The sequence below is a fragment of the Novosphingobium sp. FG137 genome (genome assembly GCF_057809735.1).
In genome coordinates this window covers 55,127-74,291 of sequence record NZ_JBMDKN010000006.1, presented here as the reverse complement: position 1 = coordinate 74,291, position 19,165 = coordinate 55,127, and the positions used below count along the sequence as shown (strand labels likewise).

Genomic DNA, 19,165 nt, shown 5'->3' with positions numbered 1-19,165 from the left:
CGGCCGTGCAGGCCCCGCTGGTGGTGACGGCCGAGCTGCCGGTCGCGCTCCAGTCCCGCGCCGATGCCCTGCGCCGCGCGCACTATCCGGCGGACCGCAACCTGGTGCCGGCGCACGTAACCCTGCTGCGCGCATTGCCACCCTTCGTGGAGGACGAAGCGCGGCGCCTGCTGGCCGCGCTCGCCGCCGAGCTGCCACCGCCGCCCGCGCAGATGACCGGCCTGATGGATCTCGGCACCGGCACCGCGCTTGCGATCGAAAGCCGCTCGCTGCTCGATGTGCGGGCAATGATCGCCGAGCATTTCCACGGCATGCTCACGCTGCAGGACGAGGGTGTGCCGCGCCTCCACGTCACCATCCAGAACAAGGTGCTGCGGGCAGAGGCAAAGGCCCTGCAGACCGCGCTAGCCCCCGCTGTGCAGCCGGAGCGATTTGCCTTCGCCGGGCTTGCGCTCCACCGCTACCTCGGTGGCCCGTGGGAGCCGGCGGGCCGATGGCCCTTCCGTGGGCGCGTCCGGCGTTAAGCCATGTGCCGCAAGGCCGATTCCCCTGTTGACCCCGCAGGCAGCCTTGCCTAATAGGCCCGCCTGCCTTGCCGCCGGATGTGTCCGCAGCAAGGCCAGAACCCTTCGGGGCGGAGTAGCTCAGCCGGTTAGAGCAGCGGAATCATAATCCGCGTGTCGGGGGTTCGAGTCCCTCCTCCGCTACCATAAAAACAATAACTTAGGTCCATCACAGTCCCTCCAAAAATGGGCCGGTTTACAAACTCTGTAAACCGCTAGGCGCTGAGGCGCTCCACCATCGACACAATGACACGTGCTTCATCGACGTATCGGCTGCGAATTTCACTGATCCGTTTGGCCGTCCAGCCAATGGTCCGGGCGATCTCTTCGTCGGTCAGGCCCCGCACGGCTAGCCAGGTCGCATAGGTCCCGCGCAGGTCGTGCATGGTCCTGTCGAAGCCTGTTGGCTTGGCCTTCTGGAACACGCTTCCCAACCCGCTCTCGGTCCACGGTTCGCCCCGGCTGTTCCTCAGGATCGGGCCGGTTCCTGCACCAATCGAGTCGAGTAGCGCCCGAAGGTCGGGGAGGATCGGAATGATGGCTCGCCCTTTACGCTTGCGGGTGGTCAGGATGATGGCCTTATCGCCAACGTCCTCCCATGTGACACGAACCAAATCACCCAATCTCAGACCCGTAAGGCTGGCAAGGCGCAGCGCGCGATCCAAGTGATCGGAGTAGAGCGACCGACCATTTTTGTCCTTGCTGGACTTCATGGCATCCCAGTGCCTGTCCTCCCAGATTTGGTCGGCTTTGTTGACGTGATGGAGTTGCCTGATGCCAGTGGCGATATTGACGGGCAGAATGCCTTCGCCCTGAGCCCAACCAAGCACGGTCGCCATGGTGACGCTGGCTTTGTCTGCGGTTCGTGGTTGATCTGCCCAGGTGTTGCGCCAGTCGATGATCTCTGTGCGCATGCGTTGATCCTCAAAGGCCGCTATGGGTGCTGGACCGAATTTTTCGCTGATGCGATCCAGCCAAAGCCGGTAATCTCTCTTGGTGCTCTCGGCCAACTTCACAAATTCGGGACTTTGCCGATAGCGATCCAGAACATCGTCTAGGGTCTCAAGTGTCCCCTTGGATGGAGTGCGGGCCTTCTCGGCCTTCATGATGAGGGCCATGTCGACCACAGGCCGCTCACCAAATGCCTTGTGGATGCAAGGGCCGCCACGCCAAGCATAGACGTACCATATGCAGCCTTTGGCCGATCGCTTACCGACTATGTGCAGTCCGGTCACGACCCTGGTCTTTTGCCTTCCACGCATCGAATGCACTTCCAACTTGTTGTGTGGCAGGGGGAATGAAGGTGACGCCATCGGCTCGAATATCGACGCCGGCCGCTGTGTGGCCCAAGCTGGTCCACCAGTCATAGGCCTGCTGAATCTCTGCCAATGGCACCAATCTGCGGCGTGACGTCATTTCAGGGCTCCGTGTGAAGTCGTTGCGGCCCGCTTTTCAACACTCGATGAGTGCGCGGTTTCGCACCCAGTCCATCACCAAGCACACGCAAAAGCACTGTTTGCATGGGCGCGTCTCCTGTTGTATTTTACAGACGATCATCTGTAAAAAGTTTACATTAGTGTGTTAACTCACATATGTGAGATTCGTCAAGGCCCTTGGAAGGGGAATTTTGAATGAGCATCGGAGGCCGCATTCTGGAGATCCGGAAGGCTCTCGGCTTGAATCAAGCCGACGTTGCTTCGGAACTTGGGATCTCGCATGGCGCTCTGGTGAATTATGAAAAAGGCCTGCGCGAACCGCCTGCCAGCGTCATTCTGGGCTTTGCGGAGCGCTACAAGGTTAGCGCCGCTTGGGTTTTGACCGGTGAGGGTCGGCCGGATCAAACGGGCCTGGATGAGGCATACGCACGCTCTATTGAAACGGCTTGGACTTACCTGGGTCGCGGCGGTGACGAAGTGGATAAGGATGCATTGGTCAAGCTCGGCGGCGCTCTGTTTCAGTATCTGCTAGAGCATGGCGAAATTAGCCCAGCAATGAGTGAGAAGATTTTTGCATTGAGCGCATGAAATGACTGACGATCGATTGCCAAATATCACCGACAAGCGCTTGCTTGCTGCTCTAAAGGAAGTGAACCCGCCAATCGAGAAACTGATGGCAGATCGCTTTGAATTGCGGCAAGAAATGCGCCGTAAGGAGGCTGAGCTTGAAGCTGAGCGGCAACGTGTCGCGGAGATGGATCGCCTTAAGCTTGAGATCATCCCGCAAAGTTTGGCGTTCGCAAAAATAACGGTATTAACATTCGCCACCATTGCCTTGATCGCGCTAATCCTCGCCTTCTTTCAAAAAACTTTTGAAACCAAAACTATATCAATCATCCTTATCTCGCTCCTCTTGCCGCTATGGCTAATAGATCGAGCGGAGAATAAATTTGGCCGCATTAGCGTTCTACGCTTCTGGTCCAAAAAATAATATTCGTTGTTCGGCAAATTCAAATGGGTGTGAGCTTTGTATACTTCTCTTCAGGCGCATTACCAGGCTCACAAAATCACCCTTGCTGGTGTCGATGACAGCGCGTTCACGCGGTCGTTGACTTCAGCGCGAGTCCAAATGAACCCCCACCAAGTCGATGCCGCCCTGTTCGCCCTCAAGTCTCCGCTTTCCAAAGGGGTGCTGCTCGCAGACGAAGTAGGTTTGGGCAAAACCATCGAGGCCGGTCTGGTGTTATCACAGCGCTGGGCGGAGCATCGGCGGCGAATGATTTTGATTGTTCCTGCCTCGCTGCGAAAGCAGTGGCAGCAAGAACTCTACGAGAAATTTTCGCTTCGCAGCGAGATCATGGAAGCGGCCACCTATCGTGCCTTACGGCAGGCCGGAAATCGCCGCCCGTTCGAGGCTGTGGATGGTATCATCATCGTCTCCTATGAGTTTGCTGCCCGCAAAGCCGATGACTTGCGTCATGTCCGTTGGGATTTGGTGGTTTTCGATGAAGCTCACCGCCTTCGCAACGTATACCGCAAAGGCGGCTCAGCACGAGCTAAAGACCTAAAAGATGCCCTGCAGGATCACTTCAAGATCCTACTAACCGCGACGCCACTTCAGAACTCGCTGATGGAGCTATACGGTATCATCTCCATAATTGATGACGAGCACTTTGGCGGCGAAAATGCATTCCGAGCGCAATATGCAGGCAGTGGCGCTTCGTCGGCAGCTTTGGATGTGTTGCGCGACCGGCTGAAGCCAATTTGTCACCGGTCACTGCGCCGGCAAGTTCAAGAGGCCGGCCACATCAGCTTTACCAAGCGCAATGCGAAGACTTTTCATTTCGATCCGTCGCAGCCGGAACGAGATCTCTATGAGCAGTTATCTACTTTTTTGAAGCGCACAGATACCGTTTCGTATGGAGATCGTGCCAACCAGTTGGTAGTTCTGCAAGTACGCAAAATCTTGGGTTCCTCGAGCTTTGCAGTTGCCAAATATCTAGAGACGCTGATCGAGCGCTTGCAACGTCGGAAAGCAGCATCCCTTAACATGACGGATGACATTGAGGATTTTGGCACGACAGTTGAAGAAGCCGATCAGGACGTCGACGAGAACGATGATGTCCATATCACACCCGAGATGATCGAGGCAGAAATCCTAGAATTGCAGAGCTATCTTGCGCTTGCCCAATCCATTTCCAAAAACGCCAAAGGCGAGGAACTGCTCAAGCGCCTGCCGCAGGTTATGGACGAAATCCATGCGAAAGGTGGCACGCGCAAGGCGGTAATTTTTACAGAAAGCGTTCGGACCCAGCGTTACCTTCGGGATCTGCTGGATACACACGGCTATGCGGGCAAGGTCGTGCTCATGAATGGCTCAAATTCCGACGACGAAAGCCGTCGGATTTATGCTGAATGGCTCGCCCGCCATAAAGGGACGGACAAGGTTTCTGGTTCAAAGAGCGCCGATATGAAGGCGGCCATCGTCGAGGCATTCAAGAGCGACGAGAAGGCAATTCTGATTGCCACCGAGAGCGGTGCGGAAGGCATCAACCTTCAATTTTGCTCGCTGCTTGTGAATTTTGACCTGCCCTGGAATCCCCAGCGTGTTGAGCAGCGGATCGGCCGATGCCATCGGTATGGGCAAAAGATCGACGTCACCGTGGTCAACATGCTCGATCTTACCAACCAGACAGAGCAGCGCATCCATGAACTGTTGAGTGAGAAGTTCCATCTCTTTGAAGGCGTTTTTGGTGCCAGCGACGAGGTTCTCGGGACATTGATGAGCGGTGTTGACTTCGAGAAGGAAGTCTTGCGCATCGTCCAGGAGGGCAGGACGCCTGATCAAATTGAGCTTGAATTCAATGAGTTGAAATCTCGAATCCAAGATCATATCGATGCAGCATTTGAAGCGGCTCGCAACAAGCTGCTCGGCGAGATGGATGCTACCGTCGTTTCCAAGTTGCAGGATCGCGGTAAGGAATTGCAGAGGGTCGTGCCAGAGTACCGCCAGCGGTTGCTTATGGTGGCTCATGCCGAACTGCCCGAAGCGCAATTCGATGGCGCAGGTTCGGAGGTTTTTTCGGTCAACGGTCAGACTTACACAACCGAATGGCCGCAGGCAGACGAACGAGATTGGCAGTTTTTCCGCGTCAATGAGGGTTTGGGGGCCGAGTTGGTCGAAGCCGCGAAAAGCCGCGATCACACCGGCAAGGTTGGCAGCGTCCGGTTTGAGCCGGAAAGCTTTCCATATGGCGGCCAGCTTGGCGCTGCACGTGGTCTTGTAGGTCAGTCCGGTTGGATGCAGGTGTTCAAGGCAGTGATGCCGTCTGCCAATGCCCTGCGGGAAGAATTGCTGATCGCATGTGTTGATGACCAAGGGAATTCGATCAAGGCCGAAGTCGCCGATCAATTGCTCCTTGCGCCCGCAGATGATCTGGGTGTCGAAGCCCGGCAGCCGGATGAGGCAAGCCTTGCCGCCATACGAGATGGGCTGTTCGGCAGCTTTTCTGATCGCGTGTTCAAGGAGAACGAGGCTTGGCTTGAGGCCGAGAGTGATCGGCTCGATCGGTATGCTGCCGATGTTGAGGTCGAACTTGATGCGCAAATCGCTGCACTTGAAACCGAGATCAAAGACCTGAAAAAACAAAAGCGTGCGGCGGATGCCTCTATGCAGGACAAAATTGAAATTACGCGCAAGATTAAGCGGATGGAAAACGAGGTCGATGACATCAAGCTTTCAAAATTCCAGCGCCGCAAAGATGCGCGCCGGAAAGTTGAGGACATGCTCGATGAATTTGCCGACCAACTGAATCAGAAACCCACGATCCAGCAGCTTTTCACACTACGATGGACTGTGGTTGCCGGTTCAAGTCGCCCAGAAAGCGCGATGGCGGCATAACGCCATGTTGGTCGAGATTGGTCAGGTCCCGATCAGCCTCGAACTCGATTTCAGTTCCTATGAAGGCGACTGGAAGCATGTCGCTGCATTCCGTGGTCAGAGAGGATGGCTTCTTGCGGCCCAGGCAACGATTCAGAGCGAGCATGACATTTTGAGCAGCACACTGATCGTTGCTTGTGATGATCGCGACAACATTATCCCCTCGTGGCGGGCCTTGCACTTGACGCAGTGCTCGTGGAGCGGCCTCGACTATTGCTACGAAGAGCCGCCGATGGTGCTCGATGATCTTCTATGTGAGGAAGAAGGGGCGTTCTACGCGCGCTGGCAGCGATCCACCAATGCCGATCTGGCTGCCTTCTACGACCAATCTCAGCGGGAGGTCGAGGCCCTTGATCGTGCGGTCAAGTCCAGGTCAAGGCAGTTGGAGCACCAGATCGGCGTTCTGCGTCAACGGCGGCGCCGGCCGGACACAACCATCGAGGCTCAGATCGCGCTCAACTCCGTGATTGCCGACCTAGAGGCTGAGAATGATAGCCTCCTCGCTGATTATGTTGACCAGCGCAATTCGCTGCGTCGACGCGCTGAGGCCCATGAGGAAATGCTCTGGCGCCGCACGGATGTGCTTATTGAAGTTGAGCCGCTCTACCTGGTGCGTTGGCGTTCCGGTTGCCCGAGAGCAGAGTGTGAGATTGCCCCCAAATGGACTGAGGGTAGCTTCTATGCGCCGGCCGCGCCCGAGGCCGAGGCGCCAATCGAAAATGCAGAATCTGTCCTGGCAAAAGTAGGCGCCGCTCTTCGCGCCAACGCGGCGAAGGAAGCCGCGCAGCAGAATGAATCATCCCAAGATGTACAGGGCAATGGCTCGCCATCATCGGGCGCTGAGGCAGTCATCGTCGAGCCTGCCGAAGGCGACAGGGCTGTAGGGCCTCTTCCCAAATCGCAGATGGTCGATCAATCCAATGGAACATGGACACCGACGAGGCTGGCGACCCTGAAGCAGATGTGGGCAGATGGCATCTCTGCCGATGAAATCGCCCTCACGCTGGGTGGGGTCAAGCGCAACGCGGTGATCGGCAAGGCATATCGGCTCGGACTGCCAAAGCGGTTGGGGGCCGTCGAAGCGGCCGTCCCGCCCAAGCCGCCAGTCAAGATCGTGCAGCCTTTGCCCAAGCTCGCGATCAGCGATGACCTCGCCGTCAAGCGGGCCATGCTTGCGGCCGAGCTTGAAGACCTGACGGAGCATGGGCGGAAGTTTTTCCCGGGATCGCGCAAGTTTCTGGCCAATCAAGATGCACGAGCTGCGGTGAGCAAAGAGTTGGAACTGCTGGATCGCCGTATGGCTGCCGCCACGGCGGTGATTGGCAATGACTGGTCAGATGATTCTGACAGTGGCCAATGGTCTGGGAAGCGGGTTGAGATGCTCAGGCAGCTTTGGCTTTCGGGCCATTCGGCGGCCCAGATTGCCGAGGCGCTGGGAGGCACAAGCCGCAATGCCGTTATCAGCAAGGCCAAGCGATTGGGCTTGCCGTTCAAAACTCCCACCGCGGGCGAGACAATCGACTGAGAAGGCGCTATCGCATTGTTATGACCAAAAAGACCAAGCTTGAACTGACCTGGCCCGGCAAGGATGAACGCCCCAAGCTGGAGCCGCGTATCCTGATCGAAGATCCCTCGAAGAGCTATCACGCGCAAGTGCGGCGTGAAGGCGATATCTTTGATAATATGCTTATTAAGGGCGATAATTTGCTCGCATTAAAGGCGCTTGAGCAGGATTACGCGGGGAAAGTAAAGTGCGTTTTCATCGATCCGCCTTACAATACCGGATCGGCGTTCACCCATTATGACGATGGGCTGGAGCACTCGCTGTGGCTTAGCCTGATGCGGGATCGGTTGGAGATCATCAAACGGCTGCTATCCGACGATGGTTCGCTATGGGTGACTTTAGACGATAACGAAGCGCACTATTTCAAAGTAATGTGCGATGAAATTTTCGGAAGGCAGAACTTCATTTCAACTGCCATCTGGCAGAAAAAATACGCGCCAAAATCAGATTCAAAATACTTGTCTGCCTCTCATGATTTTATTCTGGCATATGCGAAATCTCTGGAAAATCTGAAGATCAACCGTCTTCCGAAATCTAATAAGCAGACCGATCGCTACACGAATAAGGACAACGATCCGCGTGGGCCATGGAAGGCTAGCGACGTACTCAGAAGTGAAGCGAGAGACTACGCTATCTTCCCTGTCCGCCTTCCGAGCGGGCGAGAAGTTATGCCTCCTGCGGGCACAAGCTGGCGCTATACAAAGGAAAAATTTGAGGATCTTATCGCTGACAACCGAATTTATTTCGGACAGGCGGGCGACTCTAGACCGGCCTATAAGCGTTTCCTTTCTGAAGTGAGCGAAACGATCCCGAGCACAACAATATGGCCATATGACGAGGTTGGCCACAACGACGAATCCAAAAAGGAGATGCGATACCTCTTTGTGAACGACTTATTCGGGACACCAAAACCCGAGAGGTTAATGCAGCGCATTGTCCACTTAGCGACTGACCCTGGCGACCTAGTCCTAGACTCTTTCGCGGGCTCAGGCACCACTGGCGCTGTGGCCCACAAAATGGGACGCCGCTGGATCATGGTCGAGATCGGCACCCATGCCGAAACGCATATCATTCCCCGCTTGCAGAAAGTGATCGACGGTACTGATCAAGGTGGGGTCAGCAAAGTGTTTGAATGGAAAGGCGGCGGAGGCTTCCGCTACTTCAATCTTGCCCCATCACTGCTTGAACAGGACAAATACGGCAACTGGGTAATTGCCAAGGACTACAACCCGGCAATGCTGGCCGAGGCCATGTGCAAGCACATGGGCTTTACCTATGCGCCCGCCGAGGATTCCCAGGAATATTGGCGGCATGGCCATTCGACCGAGACCGATTTCATCTATGTGACCACGCAGGCTCTAACGCATGATGCTTGCGCCAAGATCGCGCATGATGTCGGCCCTGACCGCAGCTTGCTGATTTGCTGCAAAGCATTCGACGCCAAAGCTGATGCTTTCGACAATCTGACGCTGGTCAAGATCCCGACCTCGATCCTGCAAAAATGCGAATGGGGCCGTGATGATTACTCGCTGAATATTCAGAACCTGCCAGTCGCCGAGGATGACGGCGAGCCTACGGAAGATGAGGCACCCAAGAAGGGCAGGCGGAGCAGCAAGGCCAAGCCCGATGCGATGGACCTGTTCGGCGGGGAGGCTGGCGATGAGTGAGCCGGTGAACGAAACCCGTATCCGCCGCCAGATTGCCCAGCGGCTCTCGCTACGCGCGCCACAGGAAAACTCACTGTCGATTCTTGGTGACGTGCTGAGCCACATGGATTTCAGCGCCGAGACCGACCCGGTGGCGCTTTTGGAGGCGATCAAGGCCCAGTATCCGACAGTTGCCGATTTCGAGCGGGAGTTCCCCTCGATCTGCTTCTCCCTCGCCACCGGCGTGGGCAAGACGCGCCTGATGGGCGCATTCATCGCCTATCTCTATCTGTCTGGCCGATCGAAAAATTTCTTCGTGCTCGCGCCGAACACGACGATTTACGACAAGCTCATTGCGGATTTTTCCAAGCAATCGTCGCCCAAATATGTGTTCCGCGGGATCTCGCAGTTTGCTCAGACGCCGCCAGTGATCGTCACCGGCGATACCTGGCAGGAGGGGCGCGGCATTCGCGGCGCCGATCTTTTCGGCTCGGAAGCAATCATCAACATCTTCAACGTCGACAAGATCAACAAGGAAGGCGGCAAAATCCGCAGCTTCCGCGAGACCTTGGGCGACAGCTATTTCGATTACCTGTCCAAGCTCCCCGATCTCGTGCTGTTGATGGATGAGGCGCACCGTTATCGCGCCAAGGCCGGGGCCAAGACGCTTTTCGAACTGAACCCCAAGCTGGGGCTGGAACTGACCGCCACGCCAAAGGCCGTCGGGACCAACAAGGAGTTCCGGAACGTCATTTTCAACTACGGCTTGGGCAACGCCATGGCCGATGGCTTTGTGAAAGAGCCGGCCGTCGCCACGCGCGCCGATTTCAATCCCAAGGATTATGACGCCGATGGCCTTGAGGCGATCATGCTTGAGGACGGTGTGCATTATCACGAGTTCGTGAAGACCGAATTGGAGCTTTATGCTCGGCAGACGGGGCGAAAGCGGGTGTTCCCCTTCATGCTGGTGGTGGCGCAAGACACAACCCATGCTGGCAAGTTGAAAGCGCGCATCGAAGGCGATGAGTTCTTCAAGGGGGCCTATAAGGGCCGTGTGATCGAGGTCCACTCGAACACGAAGGGAGAGGAAAGCGATGACGCCATGTCGCGCCTGGTCCGTCTGGAGGAAGCGGGTGACACCGACATCGTCATTCACGTCAACAAGCTGAAAGAAGGCTGGGACGTCACCAACCTTTACACAATCGTCCCGCTCCGAGCCTCGGCATCAGACATCCTGACTGAGCAAACCCTCGGGCGCGGTCTGCGCTTGCCCTATGGCGAGCGGACAGGGAATGAGGCGGTCGATACGCTTACAGTGATCGCGCATGACCGTTTCGACGAGGTGATCAAAAAGGCGCGAGAAGCGGACTCGATCGTTCAGATCAAGGAATACACGATCGGCGAAGGGGGAGACATCACCACCGCGCCACAAACGGTCCTGACCGTGCCCACGGCGTTCGAAGCCGCACTGACCGGCACGGCTCCGCAGGTGCCAGAAGGCGACGACAAGGTGCGAGAAGCGCCAGCGCCAGCCATTTTTGATACACCTGAAGACCGGAAGGTCGCTCAGTTGACGATCGACCTTATTCGCGAGAAGTATGAGCGTGAGCTAAAGGGCGGTCACAAAGAATTGAAAAGTCCCGAAGTCCAGAAGCGCATTGCTGAGGACGTTCGCCGGATCTCCAAGGCTCGCCAAGGAACACTTGAGGGCATTGTCACCCAGCCCGATGTCGACCAACTCGTTGCTGTGGTTACCGCCAGCATCGCTGATAACAGCATCGAAATTCCTGAAATCGTCGTTCTTCCGAGCCGCGAGGTCAATTTTTGGTTCGAGGATTTTGACCTCTCGGGGATCAGCGACATCCGGTTTCAGCCGATCTCGGATCGATTGCTCGTCCGCAATCTGCGCGATCAAACCCAGCGTGAACTGGCGCGAGCCTTGGACGGGCCGCGAGAAGATAGGATCGAAAACTATATCGTGCGCTTCCTCATGGATTATCCCGAGGTTGATTACGATAGCCAAGCCGATCTTCTTTATAAGCTGGCAGGGCAAATGGTAGATCACTTGCGCAGCTACCTGCAAAGCGAAGACGATGTTGAGAACGTCGCGCTGGCGCAAGGCAAGGCCTTGGCGCAGCGCATCATGGTCCAAATGAAGCAACATTACCGGCAGACGCCGGCAGAATATCGTGCAACCAAGGTTCGGTCTTTCCGCAGTCTTGAGCCCCAGAATATCGCGTATTCACCTGCCAAATCCCTGCTACTGACTGAGGCCGCCAATCCCCTTTCAGCAACGCCCGGATACACGTTCCGTGGGGGGCAAAAGAGCCCCTACAAATTTCACAAATTCCATTCTGATCCTGAGCGCCGGTTTGCTGTTTTGATCGACAGCGAATTCGAAAAGGACGTGATCCGTTGGCTCAAGCCGGCCCGCAATCAATTCCGCATCGAATACCAACCAGGTAAGCCATACGAACCGGATTTCGTCGTTGAGCTTTCTGACCGGAAACTGATCGCAGAGATCAAGGCTGAGCGGGAAATGGACGATCCCATCGTCAAAGAAAAGGCGAGAGCTGCCGCCGAGTGGATCAAACATGCCAACGAATTTGCAGCAGAAGGGGATGGCAAGCCTTGGGAATATGCCTTGATACCTGACCAAGCTGTAACTGAGAACGCGACTTTGGCGGGACTTGTGGCCCGGTACGGCACTAAGATTTGATGACATGTGGGGCGCCTGCGATAAAGTGGGCGCCCCAGCCTTGCCCCGAGAGCCTATTTATCCGAGATTAGCAGCGCGATAACCGGACCAAGCCTGATTGAGAGATCAGGACTGTGAAAACAAGATTTTTGCTGCTTGCCGCTATGATCGGCTCATCAGTTTACCCGTCGATGGCCGCCGCGCAGAGCGTAACCCTTGAGAACTTCGACAGTTCAGCAGGTAAGCTCCAGCCGTTTGCCCTCCGTGTCCCCGATCATGATGGGAAGCCTAGCAAAGGTGCGTCATCCCTACTGGACGATTTCACGAGCATGGCTGAGCATAAACTGCCCATGGCGGATGGCGGTCTAAAACCGCGCCGAGCAATCCCAGCTTCGCCTAGGCGGAAAACCTTCCGCGACGAATTTCCCACTGATCCAATACCTTGTTGGGCGGAGCCTTATGCACCTAGTCCGCAACTGCCAGACCAGGCAGAGCGCCGTCGCGCCGCATGGTATTCAAGTATGGTAGCTGCTGCTTGCGAGGCGGGCGTGCCCGCTCGACTGTTCGACGCTCTCATCATTCAGGAAAGCCGGTACAACCCAGTCGCCGTCAGCCCAAAGGGCGCTACTGGCCTCGCGCAGCTCATGCCCGCCAGCGCCCGTTTCCTGGGCGTGCGCAACATCCTGGACCCGCGCGAGAACATGCGCGGTGGTGCGCGCTATCTGCGCGCTTTGCTCGATGAATTCGGCCGTTTCGATCTGGCACTGGCCGCCTACAATGCTGGCGCGGGCCGCGTGCGGGCAACAGGCCGCGTGCCCCGCATCAACGAGACCATCCACTATGTCTCGAACATTCTGGTGACCATGCAGCGGCAGCTTGCGGCGCCTGTGCCGCTTCGCGAATAGTCTGGCGCCCCTCAATTCGTTGCAGCTGCGGCGACCCGAGGGAGTTGCAGCCGTTTGCCCATATTGTTCGGGCCGAGGGGATTTCAGAGCGATGGCAACTTTACGAACTCATCGCGGCGCTGTCGGATCTGCTTCTGATTGGTGACCAGAATGTCGGCAAGCCAGGTCGTGAACTTCTCTTGGGCCGCCACCGACAAAGGCTCCATCGGGAAGTCGGCGCTGGCATCCACCTTCTTGAAAACGGGTGCCAGCATCCGGATGAGGATCTCCAGCACTGGCTCATCATAGGCGCTCCAATCACCGATAATCTCGATGGCAATGACCGCCTTGGCGGCATCGATCCCGACGATAGCCGATAGCCGCTTGAGATCGACGAGGCGCAAAGGCTTCTGCCCATCAAGGAGACGGCCAAGCTGGCGGCGGCTCATCCCCGCCAGCGATGCGATTTCTGCCAATGACCGGCCATCGCGGTTGATGCGGTCCCGAAGCAAGGCGCAATGGCTCCCAGATACCGGGACCTCAGATACCAAGGCCGCCCCGTCATGGGATACTAAAGTATAGTCAGTGGTTGGAGTGATGGGCTCAGTCATAATACTCCTCGGCGCGCTGCGGCGTTAACCATAACCGGCGCGGGAGGGCGACTTTTGTCAAGTTTCAGGCAATGTCGTTGCTTTGGCTCAAAGACCCTTGTTCAGCACATGGGCACAAGCGCTGATCGCCTCGATCACACTGACCGATCGACCGAGCCGTCGCCCCGCTTCTTCGCGAAAATCACGCAGGCGATCATTGATCGTGGAATCGACCCGGATGTTGATCGGCACTTCGCCAACCAGCGCGTCGTGATGACAAATGCCGTCCAACACGTTGAGAGGTATATGAAATATTTCTCTCTTCTCTGAGGACAGCACTGTGGTCAGCAGGCGTCTGGGCGAGCAAAGCTCAAGCTCGCGCGACGAGAGATTGTGCAGCGCCAAGCTTAGCGCCCGAAACGCCGCCGGGCTCATTTTCAGGCGATGTGCGGTTTGAGATCGCGGCTGATGATTATCCCTTGCCTGATCCTCTTTCATGGCCTGCCCCCATATCAACCTCCTGTTGCCCCATGATTTCAGCCCGATAATGGGCGCTGAGCGCCCACGCTTGCGCGAGATTGAAACAAGCCCCGTCTCGTTTCGCCCGCGACTGGGCGCTTCCCACACACCTGTTGGGCCGAATCGAGTCGAGCATACGCCCGACCTTGGAATTTTACTTGATTTAGCTCGAATTTGGCGGGAGCCGACTTGTCGGTGAGTCCCCGACTGGCGGAGCCTTTGGGTCGGCGCAGGAACAAGTCCCTTGTCCTGGCCCTCTCGAAAGGACTTACTTCATGACGTCCCTTGCTCTGCCGGCGCCCAAACGCGCCTCGATCCTGCCTTATCTCGGTGTCGCAGTGGTGGCTGCGGCCATACTAGGCCCGGGCGCCGCCTTTGCCGGCACCGACACCTCGTTCAACACCGCGCTCACGCAGTTCACCAACTTCCTGTCCGGTTCGGGCGGCAAGGTGATCACCGTGCTGAGCCTTGCTGGCGGCATCGTCGGTCTGGCCTCGGGCCGCTTCTCGCTGGCGCAGGTCGCCGTGCCGGTCGGCACGGGTGTCGCCGCCGGGACGGGCGTTCCCATCGTCACCGCGATGGTCACCGCCACCATCTGACGAGAAGGCCGGCTGCGCAGGGCAATCGCCCCTCCCACAGCCCCGCGCGGACCGGCCCGATCCCCTATCAACTCTTGTGACGGCGGGCAGCGATGGAACGCTATGCGATCCCCAAACATCTGGATGACCCCGAACTCATCGGGTTCTGGACGCTGGATGAGTTCCTGGTGATGGTCACCCCCTTCATCTGGGGCATTCTGGCTTCGCATATCGTCATCGGGCTGGTGTTCTCCACCGTGGCCTGGTTCGGTTATCGCAAACTCCGCGCCGGACGCTCGATGTCCTGGATCCTGCATTTTGGATACTGGCACCTTCCTGGCGAGTTTTTCGCCATGAAGAGCTTCCCGCCGTCCCATCTTCGCGTGCTGGCGGGCTGAGATGGACATCGATCTCGCCCACGACAAATCGCAACGCGTGCTGCGCCAGCGCAATGGCCTGGCCGTTGTCTGCATTGTGCTTGGCATCATCAGCGTCGCCACCGTCATTTCGGCCAGTCGCAGGGACCGCGAGGTAGTGCTGGTGCCGACCTTGCGCACACCGCTCACGCTGACCAGCACCAAAGTCTCAAAAGACTATCTCGAACTGGTGACCCGCGATGTGGCGTTGGTTGCCCTCAATCGCTCGCCCCAGAGCCTGACCTACTGGATGGACTCCATCCTCGAGGTAACTGACGAGCAGGCACGCGGCGACGTCAAAAAGGCGCTGATGAAAGTGGTGGCCGAGCAGCAAGGCTCGCAGATCACCCAATTTTTCACGCCCGATGGCATGCAGGTCGATCCCGATCATCTGACCAGCACGGTCGGCGGCACGCTGCATACCGTGGTCGCCTCCAAGGAGGTGACCTCCGAGCATCGCACCTTCCGCTTCACCTGGACCTACAACGGCATCTCGCTGAAGCTCAAAGGCTTCGGGATGATTGCCAAGCCGGAGGAGACGCCATGAGCGCTTCCTTGCCCGGCCTCTTCCCACAGAGGTTTTCCTTCATGGCCATTCTGGAATTGTCGGCGGGGGCAAGCCTTGCCCCGCGCCTGTGGTGGGCGGAACGCGCACTTGGCATCGCGCTGGTGAGCGCTGGCCTTGCCACGGCCGCGCCAGCCTATGCCGATCAAACCTTGCTTGTTGCCGACAATGGCACTGTGCGCTGCGAAGCCTCGGCGAAGGACCTGACCCGCATTTCGCTGAAGGACGACCAGTTCGCCTCGGTCTCCAAGGTGCAGGCGCCCAATCCCGCCGATGACTTCCAGGTGGTCAATGAGCCCCTGCGCGGCGACATCTACCTGTCGGTCGCCAATGGCTTTACAAGGCAAACGATCTCCTTCTTCGGCACGACCCGCAAAGGCTTCGTCTACAAATTCATCTGCGCCGTGGGCGGCAGTGATGCGCGGCAGGTGTTCATCGCCAATGCCGATGTCGAACATCCGCGCCCAGTCGGTGAGACATGGCCCGCTGGCCTGTCGCCGCAGGATGCCTCAGCCCGTCTGATCGCCGCCATGTATGCCCAGAAGCCGGTCGAGGGTTTCGACATCACCTGGCGCGCGCTGGTGCCGGTCAACATCGATACGCTCGTCGTCCAGATGGTCGGGCAATATGTCGGGGCCAGCTACACCGGCAAGCTCATCAAGATCACCAATCGCGGGACAAAGCCGGCGGCACTGACCGAGGACAAGGTCGCGCCTGCTGACGCGATCGCTGTGAGCATTACCAACCCCCGTCTGGCCCCCGGCGAGGCAACCACCGCCTTCATTGTCCAGCGCAGCGCTGATGCGGGAGGCCAGCCATGAACGCGCCGAGCACTCAGGGCAGCCCCGCAACACCGTCATCGGTGCCCGCATCGACAACCGACGATCTCGCCCGCAACGCCACCACCCGCCGCAACCAGCAGATCGCCATGTGGGGTCTGGGCGGCGTGCTGGTGATGGCGGGCATGTGGTGGATCATTGCCTCGCCCACACCAAAGGACGCGGCCGTCGAGAAGAAGGACGATCCCAAAGCCATCAAGATCTCGACCGATGACATGGTCAACCGGTCGATGGCCGACAAGGAATGGATGGCTCTGTCGGAGAACCAGCTCACCACGCAGGGCAACCAGATCAAGACGCTGCAAGGCGATTCCGTCCGCCTGGATCAACTCCAAAAGCAGATCGAGGATTTGCAGGGCCAGAACCAGGCGCTCAAGACCGATGGATCGAAGGTGCTCTCGGCCTATCAGACCGAGAACGACCAGCTTCGCTCGCAGATCTCGGCGCTCTCGACCCAGATGCAGCGGGCCACCGCCGGGCCGAGCGCGCTTTATGGCACTGGCGCCCCGCCGACCTATCAGCGTTCTGCCTCGGTCCCCAGCGGTTCGCCGCTGGCCCAGTCTTCCGGTGATCCCGCCCGCGCCGCCATCGATCCGGCCAGCGCGCCGCGTTCGAGTGAGGTGAAGCTGCTCTCCTTTGGCGGGGATGCCGGCGGCACTGGTACACGCATGGTGCCGGGCAAAACGACCCAGTTCACCGACAGCGAGAACTATCTGCCGCCCAATTCGATCGCGACAGCCAAAGTGGTGGTGGGCGTCGATGCCACGACCAACACCAAGAGCCAGACCGATCCGCTGCCGGTGGTGCTGCGCATCACGGGGCCCGCGCGCTCGGTCTATGTGGCTGGCAAGCTGCTCAAGACCAATATCGTGGGCTGCATGGTCAATGGCGCGGCGCTCGCCGACCTCTCGTCCGAGAAGGTCTATGTGAAGCTCCAGCGCATGACCTGTCCGCAGCCGGGCGGCAAAGTCGCAGTGAGTGAGGTCAAAGGCTTCATTGCCTTTGGCGGCAAGACCGGTGTGCGTGGCCGCGTGGTCAATCGCTCGGGCAATCTGGTGGGCCAGGCCTTCATCGCAGGCGTGCTGGGCGGGTTCGGCCGCGGCTTCTCGACCAATTCCTCGGCCTATCTGACTTCGCCCACGGTCAGCATGAACGGCCAGCGCTCGACGCTCTCGCCCTCGGACATCGCCCAGGGCGGGCTTGGCCAAGGCGTCGCCCAGTCCGGCGACATGGTCTCCAAATATCTGATCGAGCGCGCCGAGCAGTACCAGCCAGTCGTCGAAATGCCGACCGGCCTCGATGTCGAGGTGGTGTTCCTCGACGGCGTCTTCATCCGCAATTGAAGGGAACCCACCCACGTGTCTCACCGCCAAACATTTCTGCGCCTGTTGCCCGTTCTCGGTCTCGCTTTGGGAGCCTTGCCGAGCATCGCCGATGCCCGTGCTGCCGCGGCCACGCGCGCTCGTCCTGCCGTCTCGCGGGATGCCGCCGCCATGCGGGCCTTGACCCAGCGTCTGCCGCGTACTGCGGTCACCAAAGTCGATTGCAGCCATGTGCCGGGGATCTGCGAGGTCCAGGCTGGCACCAACCTCTTCTACATCGATCCCTCGGCCCGTTATCTGATCGTCGGGCGGATCTATGACATGGAGACGCACCAGGATCTGACCGCAGTGCGCCTGCTGGCGATCAATCCCGACATACTGGTCGGCGCGGCCGCCACGGCCAAGGCGCAAGAGGCGGAGAGCGCCGGCCTTGCCCCTTCGCATCCGCAATCGGCATCGGTGGCCGCTTCAGCGCCCGCACAGAAGGTGAGCCTTGCCAGCCTTCCGGCCAATGGTGCCATTGAATGGGGGGCAAGCAACCCCAACGCCCCTCGCGTTACCGTCTTCAGCGACTTCCACTGCGGCTATTGCCGGGCTTTGCACCAGACCCTCAAGGCCATGGGCGTGCGCGTCACCGAACGGCCGATCTCGATCCTCGGCACGCGGGCGATTTCCGAAAGTGTGATCTGCGCCGAGGACAAGGTTGCGGCCATGGAGCGCGCCTACGCCGATCAGGACGTGGTCAAGCGCGCCTGCGACACCAGCGGCCTCGATGCCAACGAGGCCTTCGCGCGCGCCCATGGCTTTACCGGTACGCCCGTGCTGGTCCGCGAGGATGGCGCTGTGTTGCTGGGCTTCCGCCCACGCGAGTTCCTTGAAAGCTGGCTGAAGGGAGGCGCCTGAACCATGCGCATTTCCCCCATCATCGCTGTGCTAGGCCTGATGCCGCTGGCCGGTTGCTCGCTGTTCCACTCGAACATCAAAGGCGGCTTTGTGTGCAGCGCGCCGCGCGGCACATGCGCGCCTTCGACCACGATCGATGACAGCGCCATCCACGCGATCGACGCCGAGGCTGAAGCCAAGGACGCGCCGCCCACTCCCGATGGCGAGCCTGCCGCCAACGGCTCCCAAGCATTCACCAATCCCAAGGAGAAGAAGGCATGGACCTTTATCGGCCCGGCCGGTTCGGCAACGCGGCCGGTGCTCAGAATTGTCTATCTGCCCTGGCGCGATGGATCGGGCCGCCTCCACCCCCGCACCACAGGTTTTGTCCCCATCGACGCACTGCGTGCTTCAGAGGCGTCCAGCGCTCCGCTGGACGCGAAAGCCATCGGCACCGGGCAAAACATGAGCCTGCTCACCCTCGCGGAAATGGCTCCCGACATGGCACTGATGGCGCCAGCACCCGCAACCACCAAGGCATCGGAACCCGGCAAGGCCGCTCCGGCGGTGACAGCGGATCCGACGGCAGCGATCAAGGCGCAGGTGAAGGAGATCCTGAACCAGCCCAAGCAGGTCGCTGCCCCCATCAAAGCCGAACCGGCCAAGGCTGGTGAGACCAAAGCGGGCGCTGCAACCTTCCCGCCGCAGGGGGACTGACGCGCC

18 protein-coding genes and 1 tRNA gene are annotated in these 19,165 nt (G+C 58.7%); 16 read left to right on the top strand and 3 right to left on the bottom strand.

From position 1 onward, the window contains the following. The first annotated feature begins 5 nt into the window (after positions 1 to 5). Positions 6 to 524: a 2'-5' RNA ligase family protein gene (locus ACODS2_RS17150; protein ID WP_488999918.1), complete on the top strand. Its 519-nt coding sequence runs from the start codon at positions 6 to 8 to the stop codon at positions 522 to 524. Positions 525 to 633: 109 nt separating this feature from the next. Beyond that, a tRNA-Met gene (locus tag ACODS2_RS17145) sits at positions 634 to 710 on the top strand. 68 nt (positions 711 to 778) lie between these two features. Here ACODS2_RS17145 and ACODS2_RS17140 read toward each other — a convergent pair. Beyond that, positions 779 to 1,681 carry a tyrosine-type recombinase/integrase gene (locus ACODS2_RS17140; RefSeq protein ID WP_488999917.1) on the bottom strand — a complete coding sequence of 301 codons (903 nt, stop codon included), beginning with the start codon at positions 1,679 to 1,681 and terminating at the stop codon, positions 779 to 781. Positions 1,682 to 2,194: 513 nt separating this feature from the next. On the opposite strand from ACODS2_RS17140, the gene ACODS2_RS17135 reads away from it, so the two are divergent. The 7 genes from ACODS2_RS17135 (at position 2,195) to ACODS2_RS17105 (ending at position 12,752) form a co-directional block, all read left to right on the top strand. Further along, complete coding sequence (locus ACODS2_RS17135; RefSeq protein ID WP_488999916.1) at positions 2,195 to 2,587, top strand: helix-turn-helix domain-containing protein; 393 nt, start codon at positions 2,195 to 2,197, stop codon at positions 2,585 to 2,587. Position 2,588: 1 nt separating this feature from the next. After that, on the top strand, positions 2,589 to 2,990 hold the full coding sequence (locus ACODS2_RS17130; protein ID WP_488999915.1) for a hypothetical protein: 402 nt from the start codon (positions 2,589 to 2,591) through the stop codon (positions 2,988 to 2,990). Between the two features lie 36 nt (positions 2,991 to 3,026). Further along, entirely contained in the window at positions 3,027 to 5,900 is a 2,874-nt protein-coding gene (locus ACODS2_RS17125) for an SNF2-related protein (RefSeq protein ID WP_488999914.1), read from the top strand. Positions 5,901 to 5,904: 4 nt separating this feature from the next. Beyond that, complete coding sequence (locus ACODS2_RS17120) at positions 5,905 to 7,464, top strand: GcrA family cell cycle regulator (protein ID WP_488999913.1); 1,560 nt, start codon at positions 5,905 to 5,907, stop codon at positions 7,462 to 7,464. A gap of 20 nt (positions 7,465 to 7,484) precedes the next feature. Beyond that, positions 7,485 to 9,170, top strand: a complete 1,686-nt coding sequence (locus ACODS2_RS17115) for a site-specific DNA-methyltransferase (protein WP_488999912.1) — start codon at positions 7,485 to 7,487, stop codon at positions 9,168 to 9,170. Then, positions 9,163 to 11,868 carry a DEAD/DEAH box helicase gene (locus ACODS2_RS17110; protein WP_488999911.1) on the top strand — a complete coding sequence of 902 codons (2,706 nt, stop codon included), beginning with the start codon at positions 9,163 to 9,165 and terminating at the stop codon, positions 11,866 to 11,868. The genes ACODS2_RS17115 and ACODS2_RS17110 overlap by 8 nt, the downstream gene beginning before the upstream one ends. 500 nt (positions 11,869 to 12,368) lie before the next feature. Beyond that, positions 12,369 to 12,752, top strand: a complete 384-nt coding sequence (locus ACODS2_RS17105) for a lytic transglycosylase domain-containing protein (protein WP_488999910.1) — start codon at positions 12,369 to 12,371, stop codon at positions 12,750 to 12,752. A gap of 83 nt (positions 12,753 to 12,835) precedes the next feature. On the opposite strand, the gene ACODS2_RS17100 is transcribed toward ACODS2_RS17105, so the two are convergent. Next, the gene (locus tag ACODS2_RS17100) at positions 12,836 to 13,342 is read right to left on the bottom strand and encodes a helix-turn-helix domain-containing protein (protein WP_488999909.1); all 507 of its coding nucleotides are present in this window, start codon (positions 13,340 to 13,342) and stop codon (positions 12,836 to 12,838) included. Positions 13,343 to 13,429: 87 nt separating this feature from the next. Continuing rightward, positions 13,430 to 13,819 (bottom strand): hypothetical protein, encoded by a 390-nt coding sequence (locus tag ACODS2_RS17095; RefSeq protein WP_488999908.1) that lies wholly within the window; start codon positions 13,817 to 13,819, stop codon positions 13,430 to 13,432. A gap of 296 nt (positions 13,820 to 14,115) precedes the next feature. Between ACODS2_RS17095 and ACODS2_RS17090 the strand changes: the two genes are divergently transcribed. The 7 genes from ACODS2_RS17090 to ACODS2_RS17060 all read left to right on the top strand — a co-directional run bounded on the left by ACODS2_RS17090 (position 14,116) and on the right by ACODS2_RS17060 (position 19,159). Continuing rightward, positions 14,116 to 14,439, top strand: a complete 324-nt coding sequence (locus ACODS2_RS17090) for a hypothetical protein (RefSeq protein ID WP_008065176.1) — start codon at positions 14,116 to 14,118, stop codon at positions 14,437 to 14,439. Between the two features lie 92 nt (positions 14,440 to 14,531). Continuing rightward, positions 14,532 to 14,816, top strand: a complete 285-nt coding sequence (traL, locus tag ACODS2_RS17085) for a type IV conjugative transfer system protein TraL (protein ID WP_179506120.1) — start codon at positions 14,532 to 14,534, stop codon at positions 14,814 to 14,816. A gap of 1 nt (position 14,817) precedes the next feature. Beyond that, a complete protein-coding gene (locus ACODS2_RS17080; protein ID WP_488999907.1) occupies positions 14,818 to 15,381 on the top strand; it encodes a type IV conjugative transfer system protein TraE in 564 nt (187 codons plus the stop codon). Between the two features lie 41 nt (positions 15,382 to 15,422). After that, complete coding sequence (locus ACODS2_RS17075) at positions 15,423 to 16,220, top strand: type-F conjugative transfer system secretin TraK (protein ID WP_488999906.1); 798 nt, start codon at positions 15,423 to 15,425, stop codon at positions 16,218 to 16,220. Continuing rightward, positions 16,217 to 17,581 (top strand): TraB/TrbI/VirB10 family type IV secretion system protein, encoded by a 1,365-nt coding sequence (locus ACODS2_RS17070; protein WP_488999905.1) that lies wholly within the window; start codon positions 16,217 to 16,219, stop codon positions 17,579 to 17,581. Before ACODS2_RS17075 ends, ACODS2_RS17070 begins: the two co-directional genes overlap by 4 nt. 15 nt (positions 17,582 to 17,596) lie before the next feature. Beyond that, positions 17,597 to 18,463: a DsbC family protein gene (locus ACODS2_RS17065; RefSeq protein ID WP_488999904.1), complete on the top strand. Its 867-nt coding sequence runs from the start codon at positions 17,597 to 17,599 to the stop codon at positions 18,461 to 18,463. Positions 18,464 to 18,466: 3 nt separating this feature from the next. Next, positions 18,467 to 19,159, top strand: a complete 693-nt coding sequence (locus ACODS2_RS17060; RefSeq protein WP_488999903.1) for a hypothetical protein — start codon at positions 18,467 to 18,469, stop codon at positions 19,157 to 19,159. The last annotated feature ends 6 nt before the right edge of the window (positions 19,160 to 19,165 follow it).